The organism is Algoriphagus mannitolivorans DSM 15301, assembly GCF_000429425.1.
In the GTDB taxonomy this organism is placed as follows: Bacteria; Bacteroidota; Bacteroidia; order Cytophagales; family Cyclobacteriaceae; genus Algoriphagus; species Algoriphagus mannitolivorans.
This window is the reverse complement of sequence record NZ_AUBV01000015.1, coordinates 25,174-43,063: the sequence shown is the minus strand read 5'-3', so window position 1 is coordinate 43,063 and position 17,890 is coordinate 25,174. Positions and strand designations below refer to the sequence as shown.

At 42.5% G+C, this 17,890-nt stretch carries 15 protein-coding genes; 8 read left to right on the top strand and 7 right to left on the bottom strand.

Translation table 11 applies throughout. The features are described from left to right. Positions 1–21 precede the first annotated feature (21 nt). From G458_RS0115245 to sdaAB, 3 genes are read right to left on the bottom strand one after another with little or no spacing between them, the layout of a single operon-like run. Positions 22–1,332, bottom strand: a complete 1,311-nt coding sequence (locus G458_RS0115245; protein ID WP_026952655.1) for an efflux RND transporter periplasmic adaptor subunit — start codon at positions 1,330–1,332, stop codon at positions 22–24. Positions 1,333–1,335: 3 nt separating this feature from the next. Next, positions 1,336–2,688 carry a TolC family protein gene (locus G458_RS0115240; protein ID WP_026952654.1) on the bottom strand — a complete coding sequence of 451 codons (1,353 nt, stop codon included), beginning with the start codon at positions 2,686–2,688 and terminating at the stop codon, positions 1,336–1,338. Positions 2,689–2,717: 29 nt separating this feature from the next. Next, positions 2,718–3,395: an L-serine ammonia-lyase, iron-sulfur-dependent subunit beta gene (sdaAB, locus tag G458_RS0115235; RefSeq protein WP_026952653.1), complete on the bottom strand. Its 678-nt coding sequence runs from the start codon at positions 3,393–3,395 to the stop codon at positions 2,718–2,720. Positions 3,396–3,559: 164 nt separating this feature from the next. Here sdaAB and G458_RS0115225 point away from each other — a divergent pair, with 164 nt between their 5' ends. The 5 genes from G458_RS0115225 (at position 3,560) to G458_RS0115205 (ending at position 10,994) form a co-directional block, all read left to right on the top strand. Then, positions 3,560–4,372, top strand: a complete 813-nt coding sequence (locus G458_RS0115225; RefSeq protein WP_035468360.1) for an aminotransferase class IV — start codon at positions 3,560–3,562, stop codon at positions 4,370–4,372. A gap of 127 nt (positions 4,373–4,499) precedes the next feature. Beyond that, positions 4,500–6,143, top strand: coding sequence for a sodium/sugar symporter (locus G458_RS0115220; protein WP_026952651.1), 1,644 nt, complete (start codon positions 4,500–4,502; stop codon positions 6,141–6,143). Between the two features lie 3 nt (positions 6,144–6,146). Further along, positions 6,147–7,640 (top strand): xylulokinase, encoded by a 1,494-nt coding sequence (locus tag G458_RS0115215; protein ID WP_026952650.1) that lies wholly within the window; start codon positions 6,147–6,149, stop codon positions 7,638–7,640. 63 nt (positions 7,641–7,703) lie between these two features. Then, the gene (gene xylA, locus G458_RS0115210; protein WP_026952649.1) at positions 7,704–9,017 is read left to right on the top strand and encodes a xylose isomerase; all 1,314 of its coding nucleotides are present in this window, start codon (positions 7,704–7,706) and stop codon (positions 9,015–9,017) included. Between the two features lie 54 nt (positions 9,018–9,071). Then, positions 9,072–10,994 carry a sialate O-acetylesterase gene (locus G458_RS0115205; protein WP_026952648.1) on the top strand — a complete coding sequence of 641 codons (1,923 nt, stop codon included), beginning with the start codon at positions 9,072–9,074 and terminating at the stop codon, positions 10,992–10,994. A gap of 10 nt (positions 10,995–11,004) precedes the next feature. Here G458_RS0115205 and G458_RS0115200 read toward each other — a convergent pair whose 3' ends face one another. Together G458_RS0115200 and G458_RS0115195 are read right to left on the bottom strand one after the other, a co-directional pair. Continuing rightward, positions 11,005–12,078: an alpha/beta hydrolase gene (locus G458_RS0115200; protein WP_026952647.1), complete on the bottom strand. Its 1,074-nt coding sequence runs from the start codon at positions 12,076–12,078 to the stop codon at positions 11,005–11,007. Position 12,079: 1 nt separating this feature from the next. Beyond that, complete coding sequence (locus G458_RS0115195) at positions 12,080–12,610, bottom strand: hypothetical protein (RefSeq protein WP_157359821.1); 531 nt, start codon at positions 12,608–12,610, stop codon at positions 12,080–12,082. A gap of 186 nt (positions 12,611–12,796) precedes the next feature. Between G458_RS0115195 and G458_RS0115185 the strand changes: the two genes are divergently transcribed. Continuing rightward, positions 12,797–13,360 (top strand): hypothetical protein, encoded by a 564-nt coding sequence (locus G458_RS0115185; RefSeq protein ID WP_026952645.1) that lies wholly within the window; start codon positions 12,797–12,799, stop codon positions 13,358–13,360. 380 nt (positions 13,361–13,740) lie between these two features. Further along, entirely contained in the window at positions 13,741–14,328 is a 588-nt protein-coding gene (locus G458_RS0115180) for a hypothetical protein (protein ID WP_035468358.1), read from the top strand. A gap of 45 nt (positions 14,329–14,373) precedes the next feature. On the opposite strand, the gene G458_RS0115175 is transcribed toward G458_RS0115180, so the two are convergent. Both G458_RS0115175 and G458_RS0115170 read right to left on the bottom strand, forming a co-directional pair. Further along, positions 14,374–15,603, bottom strand: coding sequence for an ADP-ribosylglycohydrolase family protein (locus tag G458_RS0115175; RefSeq protein ID WP_026952643.1), 1,230 nt, complete (start codon positions 15,601–15,603; stop codon positions 14,374–14,376). Next, positions 15,596–16,567 (bottom strand): phosphotransferase, encoded by a 972-nt coding sequence (locus G458_RS0115170; protein ID WP_035468356.1) that lies wholly within the window; start codon positions 16,565–16,567, stop codon positions 15,596–15,598. Before G458_RS0115170 ends, G458_RS0115175 begins: the two co-directional genes overlap by 8 nt. Before the next feature lie 144 nt (positions 16,568–16,711). On the opposite strand from G458_RS0115170, the gene G458_RS0115165 reads away from it, so the two are divergent. Next, the gene (locus G458_RS0115165) at positions 16,712–17,869 is read left to right on the top strand and encodes an acyl-CoA dehydrogenase family protein (protein WP_026952641.1); all 1,158 of its coding nucleotides are present in this window, start codon (positions 16,712–16,714) and stop codon (positions 17,867–17,869) included. Positions 17,870–17,890 lie beyond the last annotated feature (21 nt).

Here is a 17,890-nt window from a genome sequence, read left to right as displayed (position 1 = left end):
CTTTTGGCGGGGATTTTCAGTTTATTTCTCTTCTGTCGGCTTAGGAGCACTCATTTTTTTCACTTTATCTCCTTCCTTAAGTTGTTTGCTGACAATAAAGTAAGGACCAGAGATCACTTCATCTCCTTCTTTCAGGCCTTGCAAAATCTCGATGTTCTCATAGTCAGAGATTCCGGTTTTGACCTCTCTGATTTTGGCAACTCCTCCTTCACTGACAAATACCAATTCTTTGGATTTCGTGGTGCCTCCTGCAAGTGTATCTAGCTTATCTTCACGGGTTGTTACAGAAGAAAGCGGAATAGCCAAGGCATCATTTTTAGATGTCGTGAGGATTTCCACAGAAGCTGTCATCCCAGGGCGGAATGGATATTTATTTCCTGCCTTTACCAAATCCTCATAGGAGCTATTCAGAATTCTGATTTTGACTTTGAACTCAGTCACTGCATCTGCAGAGGCTTTGGCATTGGCGGTATTTGCAATGCTGGTTACGATTCCTTTGAATTTCTTACCTAGGGAAGAATAAGCATCTACATCGATGATGGTGGTGTCTCCCAAGGAAAGTCTTACGATATCATTTTCATTCACATCTACGCGTACTTCCATTTTAGAAAGGTCTGCGATGGTCATCATTTCTGTACCAGCCATCTGCTGAGTTCCTACCACACGTTCTCCTTTTTCAATCAAAAGGCTGGACACAATTCCTGAAACCGGAGAATTCACGTTAGTTAATCTCAGATTTTCGGAGGCCTCGTTGACGGAAGCCTGAGAGCTTTTCACGATAAATTCAGAAGCAACCACATTTTGCTTTGCGGCTTCGAGATCTTTTTCTGCAGTGATATAGTTGGCTCTTGCAGTTTCGAAGTCAGCATCAGAAATAGCCTTTTGCTGATAGAGTTTTTGCTGACGCTCAAAGTTGAGTTTTACTTGCGTAAACTGAGCCTCGGATCTTTGCAGCGCTGCTCTGGATTGAGCAAGATTAGCCATTTGCTGGTTGAGATTCGCACGGGTTCTCTCTAGGGCTGAAATGAAGTTGTCAGGTCGGATTTTTACCAGCAATTTCCCCATTTCCACTGAGTCTCCCTCTACGACATTCAATTCGATGATTTCACCAGCTACGTCTGGGGAAAGCTTAACTTCTACTTCAGGCTGGATTTCTCCGGATGCACTGACTTTTTCTATAATGGAGGTTTTTTTCGCAGTGGCAAATTCCACTTCGGTTTCTTTGGCTCCACCGATCCATCCTGCAGATCTACCGATGACAGCAAATATAATGATCACACCCACCGCTCCGAGTAGGTAATACAAAAGCTTGTTTGACTTCTTGTTGGCCATGGTTTAGTTTATGTTAATGGGGTTTCCTAGATAGAATTCCAGAACTTTAATTCTGAAGATGTATGTGTATTTCGCATTCAGCAAATCTGCCTGAGCATTGAATAGGTTGTTTTGTGCAACTTGAAAATCAACTGAGTTGATGGCGCCTAAGTCAAATCTTTGCTGAGCGACTCTGAATGTCTCGCCTAAGCTTCTTACTCGGGTCAAAGATGCCTGATAGGATTGCTCTGAAGCCAATGCTTGGTTGTAAGCAGTCTCGATGTCCTGACGTAATTGGTTTTTTGCCTGAATATGATCCACTTCAGCCAAAGCCTTTTGAGCCCTAGCTCTTTGTACAGAAGCCCGGTTGTTGAAGTTGGTGAAGATTGGAATGTTCAACTGAAGGTTGGCTGATTGGGAAAGGTTGTTTTCAATCTGGGTCCCAAAAGCAGGGATTTCAGTTTGACCAAACCCGGGCTGATCTACATAGTTGGAGAAAATGTTGCCACTCAAGCCAAGCGTAGGGAAGAAGGCTCCTTTGGCGATTTTGACTCCGTATTCAGCACTTTCAACAGAAGCTTCAGCTGCTTTGATTTCGGGCATCATATCAATGGCAACCTCATAAATTCTGGCTGGGTCATTTAACTCCATGTCATAATCTGTGATTTCAAAATCCGGTTCGACCACATCGAAGGATTCAGAAAAAGGAATTTGCATCGCCTGAGCCAATGCCAATTTGGCTTGTCTAAGGCTGTTTTTGGCATTGATGACTTCCAGTTGATTGGTAGCATTTTGGGATTGGAGATCCAGCTGATCGGAAAGTGGCAGTGATCCTGCATTGACTAGCTTGGTGGTTCTCTCCAGTTGTTCTGCGGTGGACTTTAGCTGGTTTTCGGCAATTTTAACCTGCTCTCTGTTAAAAACCACATTGATAAACTGGTTGATGATATCCAAAGTCACCTGATTGGTGGTGGCCTGCACACTGAATTCACCTGTTTCCAAATCCTTTCTTGCCTGGGAAATGGAGTTGTTGATTCTCATTCCTCCAAATATGGTGACATTCGTATTTGCAAACAGGTTGATGTTACCGATTCTGTTGTTTTCGAAAAGGTTGGTTACCGGGTTAATTGAACGACCCCATCGATAACCAGAACTAGCACCCAAGGAAAAACTCGGAATTCTTTGTCCTTGGTTTTGGAGTAAAGTGGCTTCAGTGATATCCTGATTTAAGCGGGTTCTTTTCAGGGTAAGGTTGTTTTCCAGGGCTATTTGAATGCATGACTGCAAGTCATAAGGGCCTTGAAATTGGTCTGATTGGGCTTGTGTTTGGATTATAATCCCAAACATGATTAGGAAAAATGTAAAAATCTTTCTCATAGGAATTAGTTGGTTGTTCAAATTTTTGCTTACAAGTCAATATCCGGGATATAAATCAATTCCTTAATCCAAGGTAAAGACTTTAAGTATTGGTTCGTTATCGGTTGTATTCCGGAGTCCATTTCGATCACATGGCAGGCGATATCGTTTTTTCCTTTTCGGGATACAGACATGGTAGCAATATTGGCTTTTTCCTGAGCGATCACACTGGAAATAAAGGCTATAGCACCTGAAATATCCTGAGCCTTGATGATCAGAGTATGGGCCTGGGCTGAGAAATTAGCCACAAAACCATCTACTTCGGCGATATTGATGACTCCACCTCCCAAGCTTTCTCCCACGACTTCTATTGATGTTTCGCCTCTTTTGAGATTAAGTTTGATGGTGTTGGGATGGTGAATAGAGGAGTTGCCAATAGACTTGAATTTGTATTTCAGTCCTTTTTCGGCTGCAATTTCCAAAGCTGTTTTAATCCGGGGATCATCGGTTTTAAAATCCATCAAACCTCCCAAAATCGCCCGGTCACTGCCATGTCCTTCATAGGTTCTGGCAAATGAGTTGTAAAAGGTAATTTCTGCTTCATCGGGAATTCCTCCAAGCACACGAATGGCGGCTCGGGCTATACGTACTACTCCGGCAGTATGTGAGGAGGAAGGCCCTATCATGATAGGACCGATCATATCAAATACACTGCTTTTATTGGCCATGGGTTTTATTGTTCCAATTTTGATGCTAGCTAAAAAAATCACTCAAGAATATCTAATTTTTATTTCAAATGGTCATTTTTGAATCAAAAACCCATAGTTATTGATCAAAATTAACTTAATAAAGATAGATCAAAATTTTAATATGATCGAATTTGAACACTTCAATGAGCGAATCTGAGACAACCTGGATTAAGGAATCCCACTTAAGTCCTTGGAAAAAGGAAGGCTTTTTTGCCATTCCCAACCGTGCCATGAATTTTGGTGATGGGGTTTTTGAGACCATGCTTTTTGATGGTGAAAAGTTCCGATTCAAAGAGCTTCACCAAGAAAGATCCAGAAAAGGATTACACACCTTAAATATAGAAGGCCATGATGCTGATTTAGATGAAGTGGAATCACTTTTACTGAGAGATCATTTGGGTGAAAAAGTAAGAGTTCGATGGAATCTCTTTCGTGCAGGATCCGGGAAATATTCACCCCAATCCAATGAACTTTTCCAAACACTCCATCTGGAGCCATTCGCTCCGCCTCCATTAGTCAAGACCAAGGTTGGTTTTTGCACCTCTGTTAATTTGGATGCTTCAGCTTTAAGTTCATTAAAAACCCTCAATGGCTTGCCTTATATCTTAGCTGCTCAAGAACGAATTCAAAATAATTGGGACGAGATCATTCTTCTGGATTCCAAGGGAAATATTGCAGAAGCAGGCAGTTCCAATATTTTTTGGAAGAAGGGAAACATTGTTTTTACTCCCTCTTTGGCTACTGGGTGCATCGAAGGAGTGGGTAGGGGGGCTTTAGCTTCAAAATTTAAAAGTGAAGGAATTGAATTGAAGGAAGGTTTATTTCCAAAAGAAGTCATTTGGAAGGCCGATTCGGTTTGGGTTTCCAATGCATTGGGGGTTAGTTATTTGGAAAATATAGAATCCTCCAAATTTTCTATTGATCCTTGGGGACTTGTTTCTGAATTTTTCAAATAAATCTGAAACTGATTAGGAGGAATATGCAGACGTTTGCATCAAACCGCTATATTTATCGACCTTAAATTGTAAAACATCAACTAATAGTAGTTTTATATACCCAAAACAATCAACCAAACCTAAACTTATGCTTCTTGAACCCATTGACCTGATAGTCTTTATTGGCTATTGTTTCCTCATTATTGGGATGGGCCTATTTGTCTCCAGAGAGAAAAAAGGCCACGTCAAAAACTCTTCTGATTATTTTCTTGCTTCTAAAGCTTTGCCTTGGTGGGCTGTAGGTGCATCCCTGATCGCTTCTAATATATCCGCGGAGCAATTTATCGGGATGTCCGGCTCCGGGTTTGCTTTAGGCTTGGCAATCTCCACTTATGAGTGGATGGCCGCGGCCACGCTTTTGGTCGTGGCGATTTTCTTTCTTCCGGTGTATATCAAGAAAGGGATCTATACCATGCCGGGATTTTTGCTTGACCGATACGATACCCGAGTGCGGACGACCATGGCAATTTTCTGGTTGTTGCTGTACGTTTTTGTCAACTTGACATCCGTGCTTTATTTGGGAGCGCTTACGTTAAACACCATCCTGGACGTTCCGATGTTTACGGGGATTGTAGGATTGGCCCTCTTTGCGATGGTTTACTCTATTTATGGAGGATTGAAAGCTGTGGCTTGGACAGACGTAGTACAGGTGGTATTTCTTATCGCCGGCGGTTTGGCCACGACCTATATCGCACTAAGCATGGTAGGTAATGGAGATGCCTGGGAGGGAATAGGTCTTTTGAGAAAGGAAGTCCCTGGACACTTTTCCATGATTCTTTCCAAAGGCGAAATGATGATTCCTGATGGAAAAGGAGGAACAAGAGATGCTTATTTGGACCTTCCTGGGCTTTCTGTTTTGGTAGGAGGGATGTGGATCACCAATTTGAGCTATTGGGGCTTCAACCAATATATCACCCAAAGAGCATTGGCGGCAAAAAGTCTTGATGAAGCTCAGAAAGGGATGATTTTCGCCGGTTTCTTGAAGCTATTGATGCCTTTGATCGTAGTTGTTCCTGGGATTGCAGCATGGGTGATTGTGAAAAATGGAGGTGATTCTGCATTTATTCAGTCCATGACTGATCCTGCTACGGGTATTGTTAAGTCAGATCGCGCCTATCCGACCTTACTTCAGTTGCTTCCGACAGGATTGAAAGGTCTTGCATTTGCGGCTTTGACCGCAGCTATAGTTTCTTCACTTGCATCTATGGCCAATAGTACTTCCACGATTTTCACGATGGATATTTACACGAAGTACTTTGGTAAAGATGCTTCTGAATCCAAGCAGGTAAGAGTAGGTAGAATTACAGCTTTGGTTGCTTTTGTGGTCGCGGCGATGGTCGCACCAGCCTTGGGCCAACTTGACCAAGCATTCCAATTTATCCAAGAGTACACTGGCTTTATCAGCCCGGGTGTATTTGCCATCTTCTTCTTTGGAGTTTTCTGGAAAAAGACCACTTCCAACGCTGCATTGGTAGGAGCTTCTTTGAGTATTCCACTTTCCGTCGTTCTAAAGCTTGTATTCCCGAATCTTCCCTTCATTGACCGAATGGGAGTGGTTTTCCTTGTTTTGGCTGCGCTTATGATCATTATTTCTCTGATTGAAGGAAAAGGAAAAGATCATCCAAACAGCATCGATGTCAACAAGGAGTTGTTTAAGACCAGTATCCAATTTAAGATTGGAGCTATTTTGATCGCCGGTATTATCGCTGCGCTATATACTGTATTCTGGTAAGCCATGAGAAATCTATTATTAGGATTGGATATCGGAAGCAGCTCCGTGAAGGCATCTTTGTTGGATGCAGATACGGGAAAGGCTATCGCTTCAAAGGCATTTCCAGAAGAGGAAATGCCGATTTTGGCGCCTGAAACCGGCTGGGCAGAACAGGATCCGGAAATGTGGTGGAGTTATGTCAAAGAATCCACGGCCTATATTTTCAAAAAGGCAGGGGTAAAAAAAGGCGAACTCAAAGGAATCGGGATTGCCTATCAAATGCATGGATTAGTCTGCGTAGATAAAGATCAAAATGTTCTCAGGCCATCTATTATATGGTGTGACAGTCGTGCCGTTGAGATTGGAGAAAAAGCATTCCAAGGACTGGGGCAAGACTATTGTCTGCCCCATCTTTTGAATTCCCCGGGAAATTTTACTGCTTCCAAGCTTCGCTGGGTGATTGAGAATCAGCCTGAGATTGCTTCCAAGATTCACAAAATCATGCTTCCCGGAGATTTCATTGCTATGAAATTGACTGGGGAAATCCTAACCTCAGAAACAGGACTTTCTGAAGGGATATTTTGGGATTTTAAGGAAAATGGATTGAGTCAGAAACTTCTTAGTCAAATGGAAATTCCTCAAGAGTGGATTCCGACTGTTGTCCCTTCCTTTTCTTTGCAGGGAAAAGTTACAGCCAAAGCTTCTCAGGAAACCGGTATTGAAGCCGGTGTTCCGATTTCTTATCGGGCAGGCGACCAACCCAACAATGCTTTTTCCTTACAGGTCTTAAAGCCCGGGGAATTGGCAACCACAGCGGGGACTTCAGGGACAGTCTATGGGGTTTCGGATCAGCCACTTTATGACCCGAAGTCTAGGGTAAATACATTTGTCCATGTCAACCACTCACAAAAAAGTCCTTCCTATGGAGTTTTACTTTGTGTAAATGGCACTGGAATTCTCAACTCATGGCTGAAGAGATTGATGGGGGGATCCCGGATTTCGTATGAGGAGATGAATAGTCTGGGAGCTGCCGCCGGGATGGGTTCTGAAGGTTTGGTATTTATCCCCTTCGGAAACGGAGTAGAAAGAATCATGCAAAATAAGCCAGTAGGAGCACATTTGTTGGGCTTGGATTTGCTGAAGCATGATAAACGCCATGTCATTCGAGCAGCTCAAGAAGGCATCGTTTCTGCCTTAACTTATGGTTTCAGAATCATGAAGGAGATGGGAATGAATCTTCAGACTGTCAAAGCAGGTCATGCCAATATGTTTTTGAGTCCCTTGTTTCGAAAGACGTTTGTCCATATGAATCGGGTCAATTTGGAACTTTACGATACTGATGGGGCTCAGGGAGCTGCAAGAGGAGCAGGAATCGGTGCAGGAGTATTTCAGTCTGAATCTGAAGCGTTCCAGGGATTGGAACTTCTTGAAACCTTGGAGCCCAATCAAAACTTTTTTGAGCCCTATGAGGAGGTTTACCAGCATTGGGAATCTCAGCTTAAGGCCGTAATGAAGTGATTTTATAAAATGAAAAATCCATAAACCTATTATTCCTAAAAATTAACAGTAAACTCAAAAACCATGTCAAAAACCTATTTTCCTAACATCGACAAAATCAAATTTGAAGGCCGGGAGAGCGACAACCCGATGGCTTTCCGCTTTTACGACGAGAATAAAGTAATCGCAGGAAAGACCATGAAGGAGCACTTCAAGTTTGCGATCGCATACTGGCATTCCTTCTGTGGCACTGGAGGAGATCCTTTCGGACCTGGAACCATTGTACATCCATGGGATTCAAATCCTGACCCAATTCAAAGGGCAAAGGACAAAATGGACGCTGCATTTGAATTCATTTCAAAAATTGGAGTGGATTACTATTGCTTCCATGACATCGACTTAATTGACGAAGGAGATTCTTTGGCTGAGTATGAAAAGCGGATGCAGATCATCACAGATTATGCTCAAGAGCATCAAAAAGCCAGCGGAATCAAATTGCTATGGGGGACGGCCAATGTTTTCAGCAACCCAAGATACATGAACGGTGCCTCCACCAATCCAAATTTTGATGTATTGGCGTTTGCTGGAACTCAAGTAAAAAATGCCATTGACGCGACCATCAAATTGGGTGGTGAAAATTATGTCTTCTGGGGAGGACGTGAAGGCTATATGTCTTTGCTCAATACGGACATGAAGCGTGAAAAGGATCATTTGGCTAGATTCCTGACCATGGCAAGAGATTATGCTAGAAAGAACGGTTTTAAAGGAACCTTCTTCATCGAGCCTAAGCCAATGGAACCGACCAAGCATCAGTATGACTATGATTCTGAAACAGTAATTGGTTTCTTGAGACATTATGGTTTGGACAAGGATTTCAAATTGAACATCGAAGTGAACCATGCGACTTTGGCTGGGCATACTTTCCAGCATGAGTTGCAGGTAGCCGCTGACGGTGGATTCTTGGGTTCAATTGATGCCAATCGAGGAGATTATCAAAACGGATGGGATACTGACCAATTTGCGCTTAATCTTCAGGAATTGGCTGAATCCATGTTGGTGATCATGGCGGCAGGCGGTCTGCAGGGTGGTGGCGTAAACTTTGATGCCAAGGTGAGAAGAAACTCCACGGATCCGGAGGATTTGTTTTTGGCCCATATCGGAAGTATGGATGCCTTTGCCCGTGGCATGTTGATCGCAGCAGACATCATGGAAAAATCCGATTATCTGGAAAGGAGAAAAGCGAGATATGCCTCTTTCGATTCTGGGAAAGGAAAAGAATTTGAGGCAGGAAAATTGACTTTGGAAGACTTGAGAGCTCATGCCTTTGCAGTTGGAGAGCCAAAGCAGATATCCGGAAAGCAAGAATATTTCGAAAATTTGATCAATAGATTTATTTAATCGAACTTAAAGGGAGACTAATTATCTCCCTTTTTCATTTCCAAAATCTGATTTATGAAAAAAATACTCCTCCTGCTCCTTATCCTAGGAAGCTTTCTGGGTTGCGAAGGACCTAAGCCGGATTCTGAAGTTTCCTTTCCTTTACTCATCAGTGATGGGATGGTGTTGCAGCGAGACCAAGCAATAAAACTATGGGGCAAGGGAATTCCCGGAAAAAAAATCCGAGCGAGCCTAGCAGGAGCAATTGGCAGTACCACGGTTTTGGAAGACAGTACTTGGAAAGTTCAGCTTCCCCCATTGCCTGCAGGAGGTCCCTATGAACTCACAGTGAATCTTCAGAATATAAAGGATGTATATGTCGGGGATGTTTGGGTAGCAGGAGGTCAGTCCAATATGGAATGGCCCTTGAAGTCCGGAGTCATTGGCGCGGAGGAAGAATATTCTCTATCAGAATTTCCGACCATAAGATTTTTTAAGGTTCCCAAAGATTACAGTGCAATGGAAAAAGGAAATCTTTCTGGTGGGGAATGGAAAAAAGCCAATGCTGAGAATCTTCCCGATTTCTCCGCAGTGGCTTGGTTTTTTGCCAAGAAAAATGCCCTGGAAAAAGAGGTGGCCGTGGGTATCATTGAATCCAATTGGGGAGGAACTCCCGCCGAAGGCTGGACAGAAGCAGCTCAATTGGCCAAAATCCCAGAAAGGTCCTATACCGAGGATGCCTTGGACATGGTGAAAAATGCTCAAAAATGGAAAGAGGTCTTCTTGGAAAACGAGAAGAAAAAGGAAATGAGGGATATTCTTGTTGCCCGGCCTGATTCTCTATTAGCCGGGGAAGTTGCATCTCTTTCTTACAATGAGGCTGGCTGGACTACAGTCAATCTACCTTCTGCCAATCCATTGGAACATATCGCCTGGGTGAGGAAAAGATTTAATCTGTCCAGCACCGAAAATGTTGTCTTGCATTTCCCTGCTATCAGCCAAATGGCTTATATCTATATCAATGGAGTTCAGGTTCATTATAAAGATTGGGGCGCTTCAATGCCTGAATTGGAAATATCCTCCGATATCCTGAAGAGAGGGCAAAATGTTCTAACCATCCGAGCAGTTAATACCTGGAATAACCGCCCTGAAATTGGGAAAAAGGATGAAATGTATTTCTCCCAAAACGGAAGAAAAATTAATCTGGAAGGTTCTTGGGCTTATTCCAATTCCAAAGTGGAACCTCAACTTCCAAAAGTTGAATACTTCAATTGGAAGCCAGGGGTGATGTTTAATGCCATGATTGCTCCTTTGACCCAATATTCCATCAAGGGGGTTATTTGGTATCAAGGGGAAAGCAATGCAGGAAGGCATGAGGAATACCGGGAGTTGTTTTCGGAGATGATTACGAATTGGAGGACACGATGGAACATCGGGAATTTCCCTTTCCTTTTCGTGCAGTTAGCTAATTATATGAAAAGAGAGGAAGTGCAGCCAGAGAGTAATTGGGCCCACTTAAGAGAAGCTCAATCACAGACACTTGAGCTTCCAAAAACGGGGTTGGCTTTGACTATTGATATTGGTGAGGAAGAGGATATCCATCCCAGAAATAAAAAGGATGTAGGAGAAAGACTTTGGCTGCAAGCCCGAAAAGTGGCTTTTGGAGAGAAAATCCTTGCCACAGGCCCGTTAATCCAAGCGATAAATCTAAGTGGAAGCCAACTTGTCCTGACTTTTGAGGAAGTAGGAAAAGGACTTCAACTAACTCAAGGGGATCAGGTAAAAGGATTTATCGTCGAAGTAGCAGAAGGCAAGTTTGAAGCTATAGGAGGGAAGATCCAGGGAAACAATCAGGTGGTAATCAACCTTCCTGAAGGAGTTATTCCGATCAGCATCCGATATGCTTGGGCAGATAACCCTGAAGTGAATCTGGTCAATGAAATCGGACTTCCCACTCGATCTTTTAGAATGGATATAGAAACAGAAAAGGCCTCCTAGAGGCCTTTTTTTAGTTTTTGTCCAAGCTGTCCACCAAATCTTTGGCTCGACTCATTTCTTCCACCTGTTCCTGATATTTTGGGTTGGCAGGGACTTTTACCACATTTTCCAGAAAATCAATGGTACCAAACAAGACACCTTGCCAGTCATTGGAGGTGATGGATGAAGCGATGACATGATCTCCGGATTTTGGAAATGCTTTCTCCCTTTTTAAATTATCAGGAGTTCCCAGCTGACTGTACATTTCCAGCATTTTTGGTACAGAGACTACCGGATCTTGTTCCTCATCGCTTTTATAATAATAGGCCAAGAATACCGGCTGATGGATTTTTGAGAAAGTGGAAGCATTCATTTCACTGTATAAAAGAATGGCCAAGCTTTCATACGCATTGAGGTGCTGCACTTCAGACCAGAATTCAGCCTTTTCTCCGGTGCGCTTCATGTCCATAGATCCATTTTGGGTCATGGTTTTTTCCATCAAAAATTTAGACCATGGCTTAAACAAAGCCTCCAATCTCTCTCCTTTGTCCCGAATGGCAGGGGAATAAAGTATTACGGCTGCAATTTCGGGCTGCTGGCTTGCAAGTAAAAGTGACAAGGCTCCTCCCATGGAAGTTCCGACCACGATGACCGAATCTCCCAGACTTTTTCCGATTTGGTAAGCTTCTCCTGCTGCATCTGCGAGAGCTTGTGCGTTGAGGTATGCCATACCATTGGCACGTCGTATGCCATGCTCAGGAAGGCGGGTCACGAAAACATTGGCGCCGAAATGCTCTCCAAGAAATCGATGTACCGGATCTCCTTCCATAGGCCCAGCGCCAAACCCATGGATATAAATAATAGAGTAAGGGGTTTTGCCTTTATTCACACTATCAGCCCATTGGATATAAGCTTCATTACCGGGCTTCAACCCGACTACAGTATCTTCCCGGTTTTTGAGATACTCCTCCAATTCTGATATTCCAGTCGGTACTTCAGGAAAGTTAATGGTTAAGATTTGGGTTTCGGTCTTTGGACCCAGCATGTACACAATGACCAGTACGATTGCCGTGGCAAAGAGAAAGAGAAAAATTTTTCTAAGCATGTCAGGAGATTTTTAAATAGGGGGAAGTGGATTCTAGATTATGCCGACTTCCATCCTTCAAAAATAAGAAGGTGCGGGTTTTTAATTGAGAATAATTTTCAGGGGTGATTTTTAGCTTGAAGCTGAAGAAAACTTGGACCTCCAAAAATTCCCGAAGTTCTGAGAGTTTCTTTCCTTCCGGACTTTCCAATAAATAGGCGATATCCGTTCCTATAGGCAGGCCTGCGAATGGTTGCTGTAGAATCACTGAGATATTGGATATGTTGGAAATGGAGTATGTTTTCATGCAAGACAGAGCCAAAGCTTTCCCCGGAAAGGATCCTGCATCAGCCCGTTCTTTCTCGAGAATCTTGAGCTCGATGTTGAAACGAAAATCATTAAAAGGAACCGTATCTGCGGAACTGGAGTATTTCTGATTTTTGTAGGGGCTAAAAAAAATCTGGGCAAGTCCCGTGGCATCAGCTTGTGCTGGTAGGGGGCAGCCCTCAATGTAAAATTCATTTTCCATGCAAGAAGAGAGCACCAAAAGCATTGGATATAGCAAGATTATCCCTAGAGTAGCTTTTAACTTTTTTGAAATTGAATCCATAATCACGACCTCCGATGTACCAGATAAAAATAAGTATTCTATAGCCAAGATGAGAATTCCTTCCTAAAGACTTAGAAATAAGGTAGCGTTTTCTGTATTTTTACCGTGATTGAATAAAACTTCCACAACATGAAATCCTTATTTACATTTTTGCTGGTCAGCCTCATGGCTTTCCAAGCTTTTTCCCAAGAGGAAAAACTCCCCAGTCAGTCCCTTTTTCTGGAATTGGGAGGAGCTGGACTTCCTTACAGCTTTAATTATGATTTCCGTTTTGATAAAACCAAAATGGATTCCTGGGGAATGAGGATAGGTTTGGGAGGATATTCTACCCGGAATGAAAGCTTTTTCTCTATGCCAATCATGGTCAATAAGCTTTATGGACAAGGTCCTCACTATTTCGAGATGGGAATGGGATTTACTTTTTTTGCATTCAATGAGGATCGATATAGCTATTGTCAAAATGGCTACTATGATCAAAACAACAACTTCGTGTGTACAAGCTATTATACCAGTTCATACAGTTACATCTTGGACGTAGATGGATCCCCGAGTGTCATGGGTACTTTAAACTTTGGATATCGTAAGGTGCCGGTAGATGGGGGAGTCACCTGGAGACTTAACCTAGCTCCGATTTTCAACAACAACGGTTTTTGGCCTTTATATATCGGAGCGGGATTAGGCTACGCTTTTTAAGCTGGATTTCGGTCTGAACTTGAGCCTTAGCGGACAAAGCCTGTACGACAACGTACAGGTTTTTTTATGGTTAATTCCTTGATTTCAAATTGTTTGAAAATTTGAAAATTAAATTTCCTTAATATCATTCATTTCTTTGTAACCCACACTTTTTGCCTTTTTGACCTAAAATGTCCGCTACTGTGACAAAAAAACAGGGGTTTTCCCAGAATCGATCAACTATCGGTTAAAGAATTAGCACTAATCGAAATAATATTCTTTTTAAATCTTTAAAAATCCTTAATACCGCTGAAGCAATTACAGGAAGGTGTGAATGTCGAAATAATTGTTGGTACGTCCTTGGCAAAAAGCTAGACACGAATCTAAACCAACAAACTGTTATGAAAACTTTATTCACTTTCGCCATTGCAAGCGCACTTACATTAAGTAGTCTTGCCGCAAATGCCTCCGATGATTTGAAATCCAATTCAGAAGTAAAGGCAAATTTTAAAAAAGTAAATGTCCTTCTTAAAGAAGGTGTGGGTCAAGCCAAAGTTGCAATCTTGGATCCAAATGGAAAAAAGCTTCATCAAAGAAAAGTAAATGTCACTGGTCAGGATGTAGTGATCCCCTATAATCTCAAGGATTTGCCATGCGGAGAATACACTGTCAGGATTATCACAGAAGATGAAAAAGTAGAGTATAGCGTAGAAACCTTCGAAAAAACTGAGACACCAGCATCTCCTTTGGTGGCTTATGCGAAGGAAATTGAAGGCAATGCCATCAACCTAACTGTGGTAGGCCTAGAAGAGCCGGGGGTCGAGGTGACTTTGAGATATGCGGAGTCCGGTAGAGTAATGCTGAGAGAAGATATTTTCCAACCAGCAGGATTTCAAAAGAATTACAGACTTGTGGGCGTTTCCGCAGAAGATGTCTACGTTGAATTGAAGGATGCCAAAGGCAGAAGCAAAACCCTTTATTTTGAATAAAAACCTGTTAAACTTCCACTAAAACCCGAGCTTGTCTCGGGTTTTTTAATTTCCAAGGAGATGGGTAGTCAATTGTCTGGCCTTTTCTTCGAGATCTATTCCCAAGACTTCTTTGGATACTTTCAAGACTTGAATTCTTTCTTTTTCTGGAAGTTTTTCAAATCCATACCATGCACCCAGGATTCCGCCCACCAAGGCAGCTGTAGTGTCATTATCCCTACCATAATTCACCAGGAAAATCAGGGAGTTTTTAAAATCAAAATCTGCATAAATCATGGCCGTCAAGGATTGAATATATATCTCACCGGCATGGAATGGCATGTCCTGTTGTTTTTGATCCAATAGCGAAAAAGCATAAGCCAAAGCTTTACTTTTCGAATCTAAGTAAGGAGATATACTGTCCTGCTTTTTAGCTTCCTCATTGATCCAAAGAGCATCCTTCAGGATTCGATGGGAGGTTCTGCCTACCAACCTGCTTTCAAAATATTTTTCAGGATCCAATCTCAAAGAAGCCAACAAATCGGATTTTGTGGCTCCTGCTTTCATCCCAGCAGCAGTCATCGCCATACTTAATGCACTGATGTCCCGAGCGTAGCCCAAATCAAAAAAAGTAAGCTTATAACCTTCTCGGTAGGCTTTTTCGGGATCTCCGGGAAAAAATGCACCGATAGCCGGCGCATAAAGTAGTCCCGCACAGACCATCTCTCCTCCGTAAAATTTCGACAGTGAATCTACAAATGCAGGAAGATTATTGTCCAAAAAGGGATAGCTGACTTTCGCCCATTCGGAGAGCCAATTTACTTCAAGCATTATTTTTTCGTAGGGCTCAGGGTCTTGAGAGTCTAAAGACTTGAATTTTTCCAAGCTGGATTCATAGGTTTTGAGTATTTGTTTGGCAAACCCCTTTGGATCCAAACTTCCCGGCTTTTGGCCTAAAAGGTAGTTGGCCGCCAATACCTTCCATCGAGTATCATCCGTGGTTCCTCCGGCAGGTAAATTGGGAATCCAAATTCCTTCAGGAGAGGCTTCACGCACCATGGAGTCCAATCTTTCTACAAACCCATACTCTAATGCAATGCTTTCCCGGCTCCACATTTCAGTAGGTGCTCCCATCGCATCTCCGATTGCTGACCCTACCAACATTCCCAAGATTTTGTCCTGAAGCTGAGATTCGCTCAAGCTGGATTTTTGAAGGACGTCATAGGTAGGAGTTTCCTCTGTTTTTTTACAGGAAATCAAGGCTAGGACAAGGAAAACAAGGAGAAGTTTATTCATGAGCATCTATAATCAGGGACTTTGCAAAATTCAACAGGGCTTCTTTTTGACTTAAGGTCATGTTGACCGGAACTTGTGCAATTCCTATCAATCGACGGAGAATTTCTACACCTCTGTAGGCTTTTAATAGCGGCAGGTTAAAAGAGTGGGAGTAGGAGGAAATCACCTGATTTTTGAGATCTTCTTTCTGTTGACCGAGATCCAAATGGGCTAAAAAGACTCCCAAATCAAACTCTCGGTCTCCCATAAAGCCAAACTCCGGATCGATTACCTTTAGACCGGTGGAAACTTCCAGCCAGCTTCCAGGATAGAAATCCCCATGGAGTAGGGTTTCACCTTTGGAAAGATATTGCTTACCCAGAGATTCAATTTTTTCTTTTAAAAGCTCATTGTGCTTGAATTCCAAGGATAATTTTTGAAGCCCCGGCTGAATGGAATCCAGATCAAATCCATTTTCTTTTTGAAAAGGAAAATGAAAAATATGCTCATGGTTGAGAATTCTCATGTCCATGTTATCAGGAAAGTCCTTCGCTTGAATTCCATGGAGTACATTGATAAACTCCATTAAAGTGGAAATATCTGTTTCATTGAGGGACTTCTCTCCGGAATAGATTCCTGAAAAATCCTTGCCCTTTCCCAGATCTTCTGTGAGTAAGATATGATTTGAAGCGTCGTAGGCCAAGATTTTTGGGACAAATTTGGCTGCCAAAGGGTGGTTTTCTAAAAGCTGTAAAAACTCAAATTCCACCTGAATTCTTTGAATTGGAGCCGGGATTTGAGGGAATTTTCGGACATAAGGTTTAGACTGTTTGAGAATGACGCTTCGGTTAGATGTCTTAATCCTGAGCACCAAATTCATATTACTGGGGCCGGCTGAGCTGGATTCTTGAAGGATTTCTTCTTTTTCCCAAAAAGATAAAGCCTGTAATTCCCGGAGGGAGGTATTCTCTGATAATTCGATCATTTCGAGCGGATTGATTTTTAAATGTAAGAGCTTGAATCTTAGCTTTTGGCAGAAATTCCGAATTAATTCAGGAAAGTCTGAGGAGCGGCAAAAATCCAGAACTCTAAAACCTTTATTTTTGATCCAGCAAAACTAAACCCAAATATGTACGGACTACACAGATCGATTTTCAATGAAGAGCATGAACTTTTTAGACAAAGTGTTAGAGATTTCATTGCCAGAGAGATTATTCCCAATAATGCACAATGGGAAAAAGACAAAAGAGTAAGCAGGGAATCTTGGATGAAATTTGGTGAAAACGGTTTTCTGGGGATTCAGGCCCCGGAACACTTGGGTGGAATGAACATCAAAGATTTCCGATATAACGCCATTTTGATTGAAGAACTTGGGCTAAGCGGATGTTCAGGACCAACCATTGGCTATCCCTTGCATTCTGATATTGTCATGCCCTATATCCTACATTATGGGAAAGAGGCAGTGCTTGCCAAATATATTCCCAAAATGGTCACAGGGGAATATATCGGTGCCGTAGCCATGACCGAACCAGGGGCTGGATCTGACCTTCAGGGCATGAGGTCAACTGCAGAAGATAAAGGAGAGTATTATTTGCTAAATGGCTCCAAGACTTTTATCACCAATGGTTCCCTTGCGGATGTGGTGGTGGTTGCGGCCAAAACAGATCCCAATAAAGGGGCAAAAGGGATCAGTCTTTTTGTGATAGACCGGGAAATGGAAGGATTTACCAAGGGAGTTCCATTTGAAAAAGTGGGCCTTCATGCTCAGGATACCTGCGAGTTGTTTTTCGAGGATGTCAAGATTCCAAAAGAAAACCTTCTGGGTAAGGTAGGGGATGGGTTCAAGTATTTAATGACTGAACTTGCTCAAGAGCGTTTGGTGGTAGCATTGGCTGCTGTGGCCTTGAGTGAATTTTTGCTCAAATCCACTGTGGAATATGTGAAGCAAAGAAAAGCCTTTGGTAAAGCTATTTCTGAGTTTCAAAATACCCGATTTAAACTTGCAGAAATGATGGCTTCTGTCGAACAAGGAAGGATTTATTGCGATTACTTAGTGTATCTGCATAATGAGGGAAAACTTGATTCTGCAATGGCTTCAGCAGCGAAGTATAATATGACTGAACTTCAGTGTAAAGTGGCTGATGAATGTGTCCAGCTACATGGTGGCTACGGTTACATGTGGGAATATCCTGTGGCAAGAGGTTGGGCAGATGCCCGAGTTCAAAGAATCTATGCGGGGACCAATGAAATCATGAAAGAACTAATCGCCAGAAAAATTTTGAAGTAATACAGAAATCCTTGGTGATAT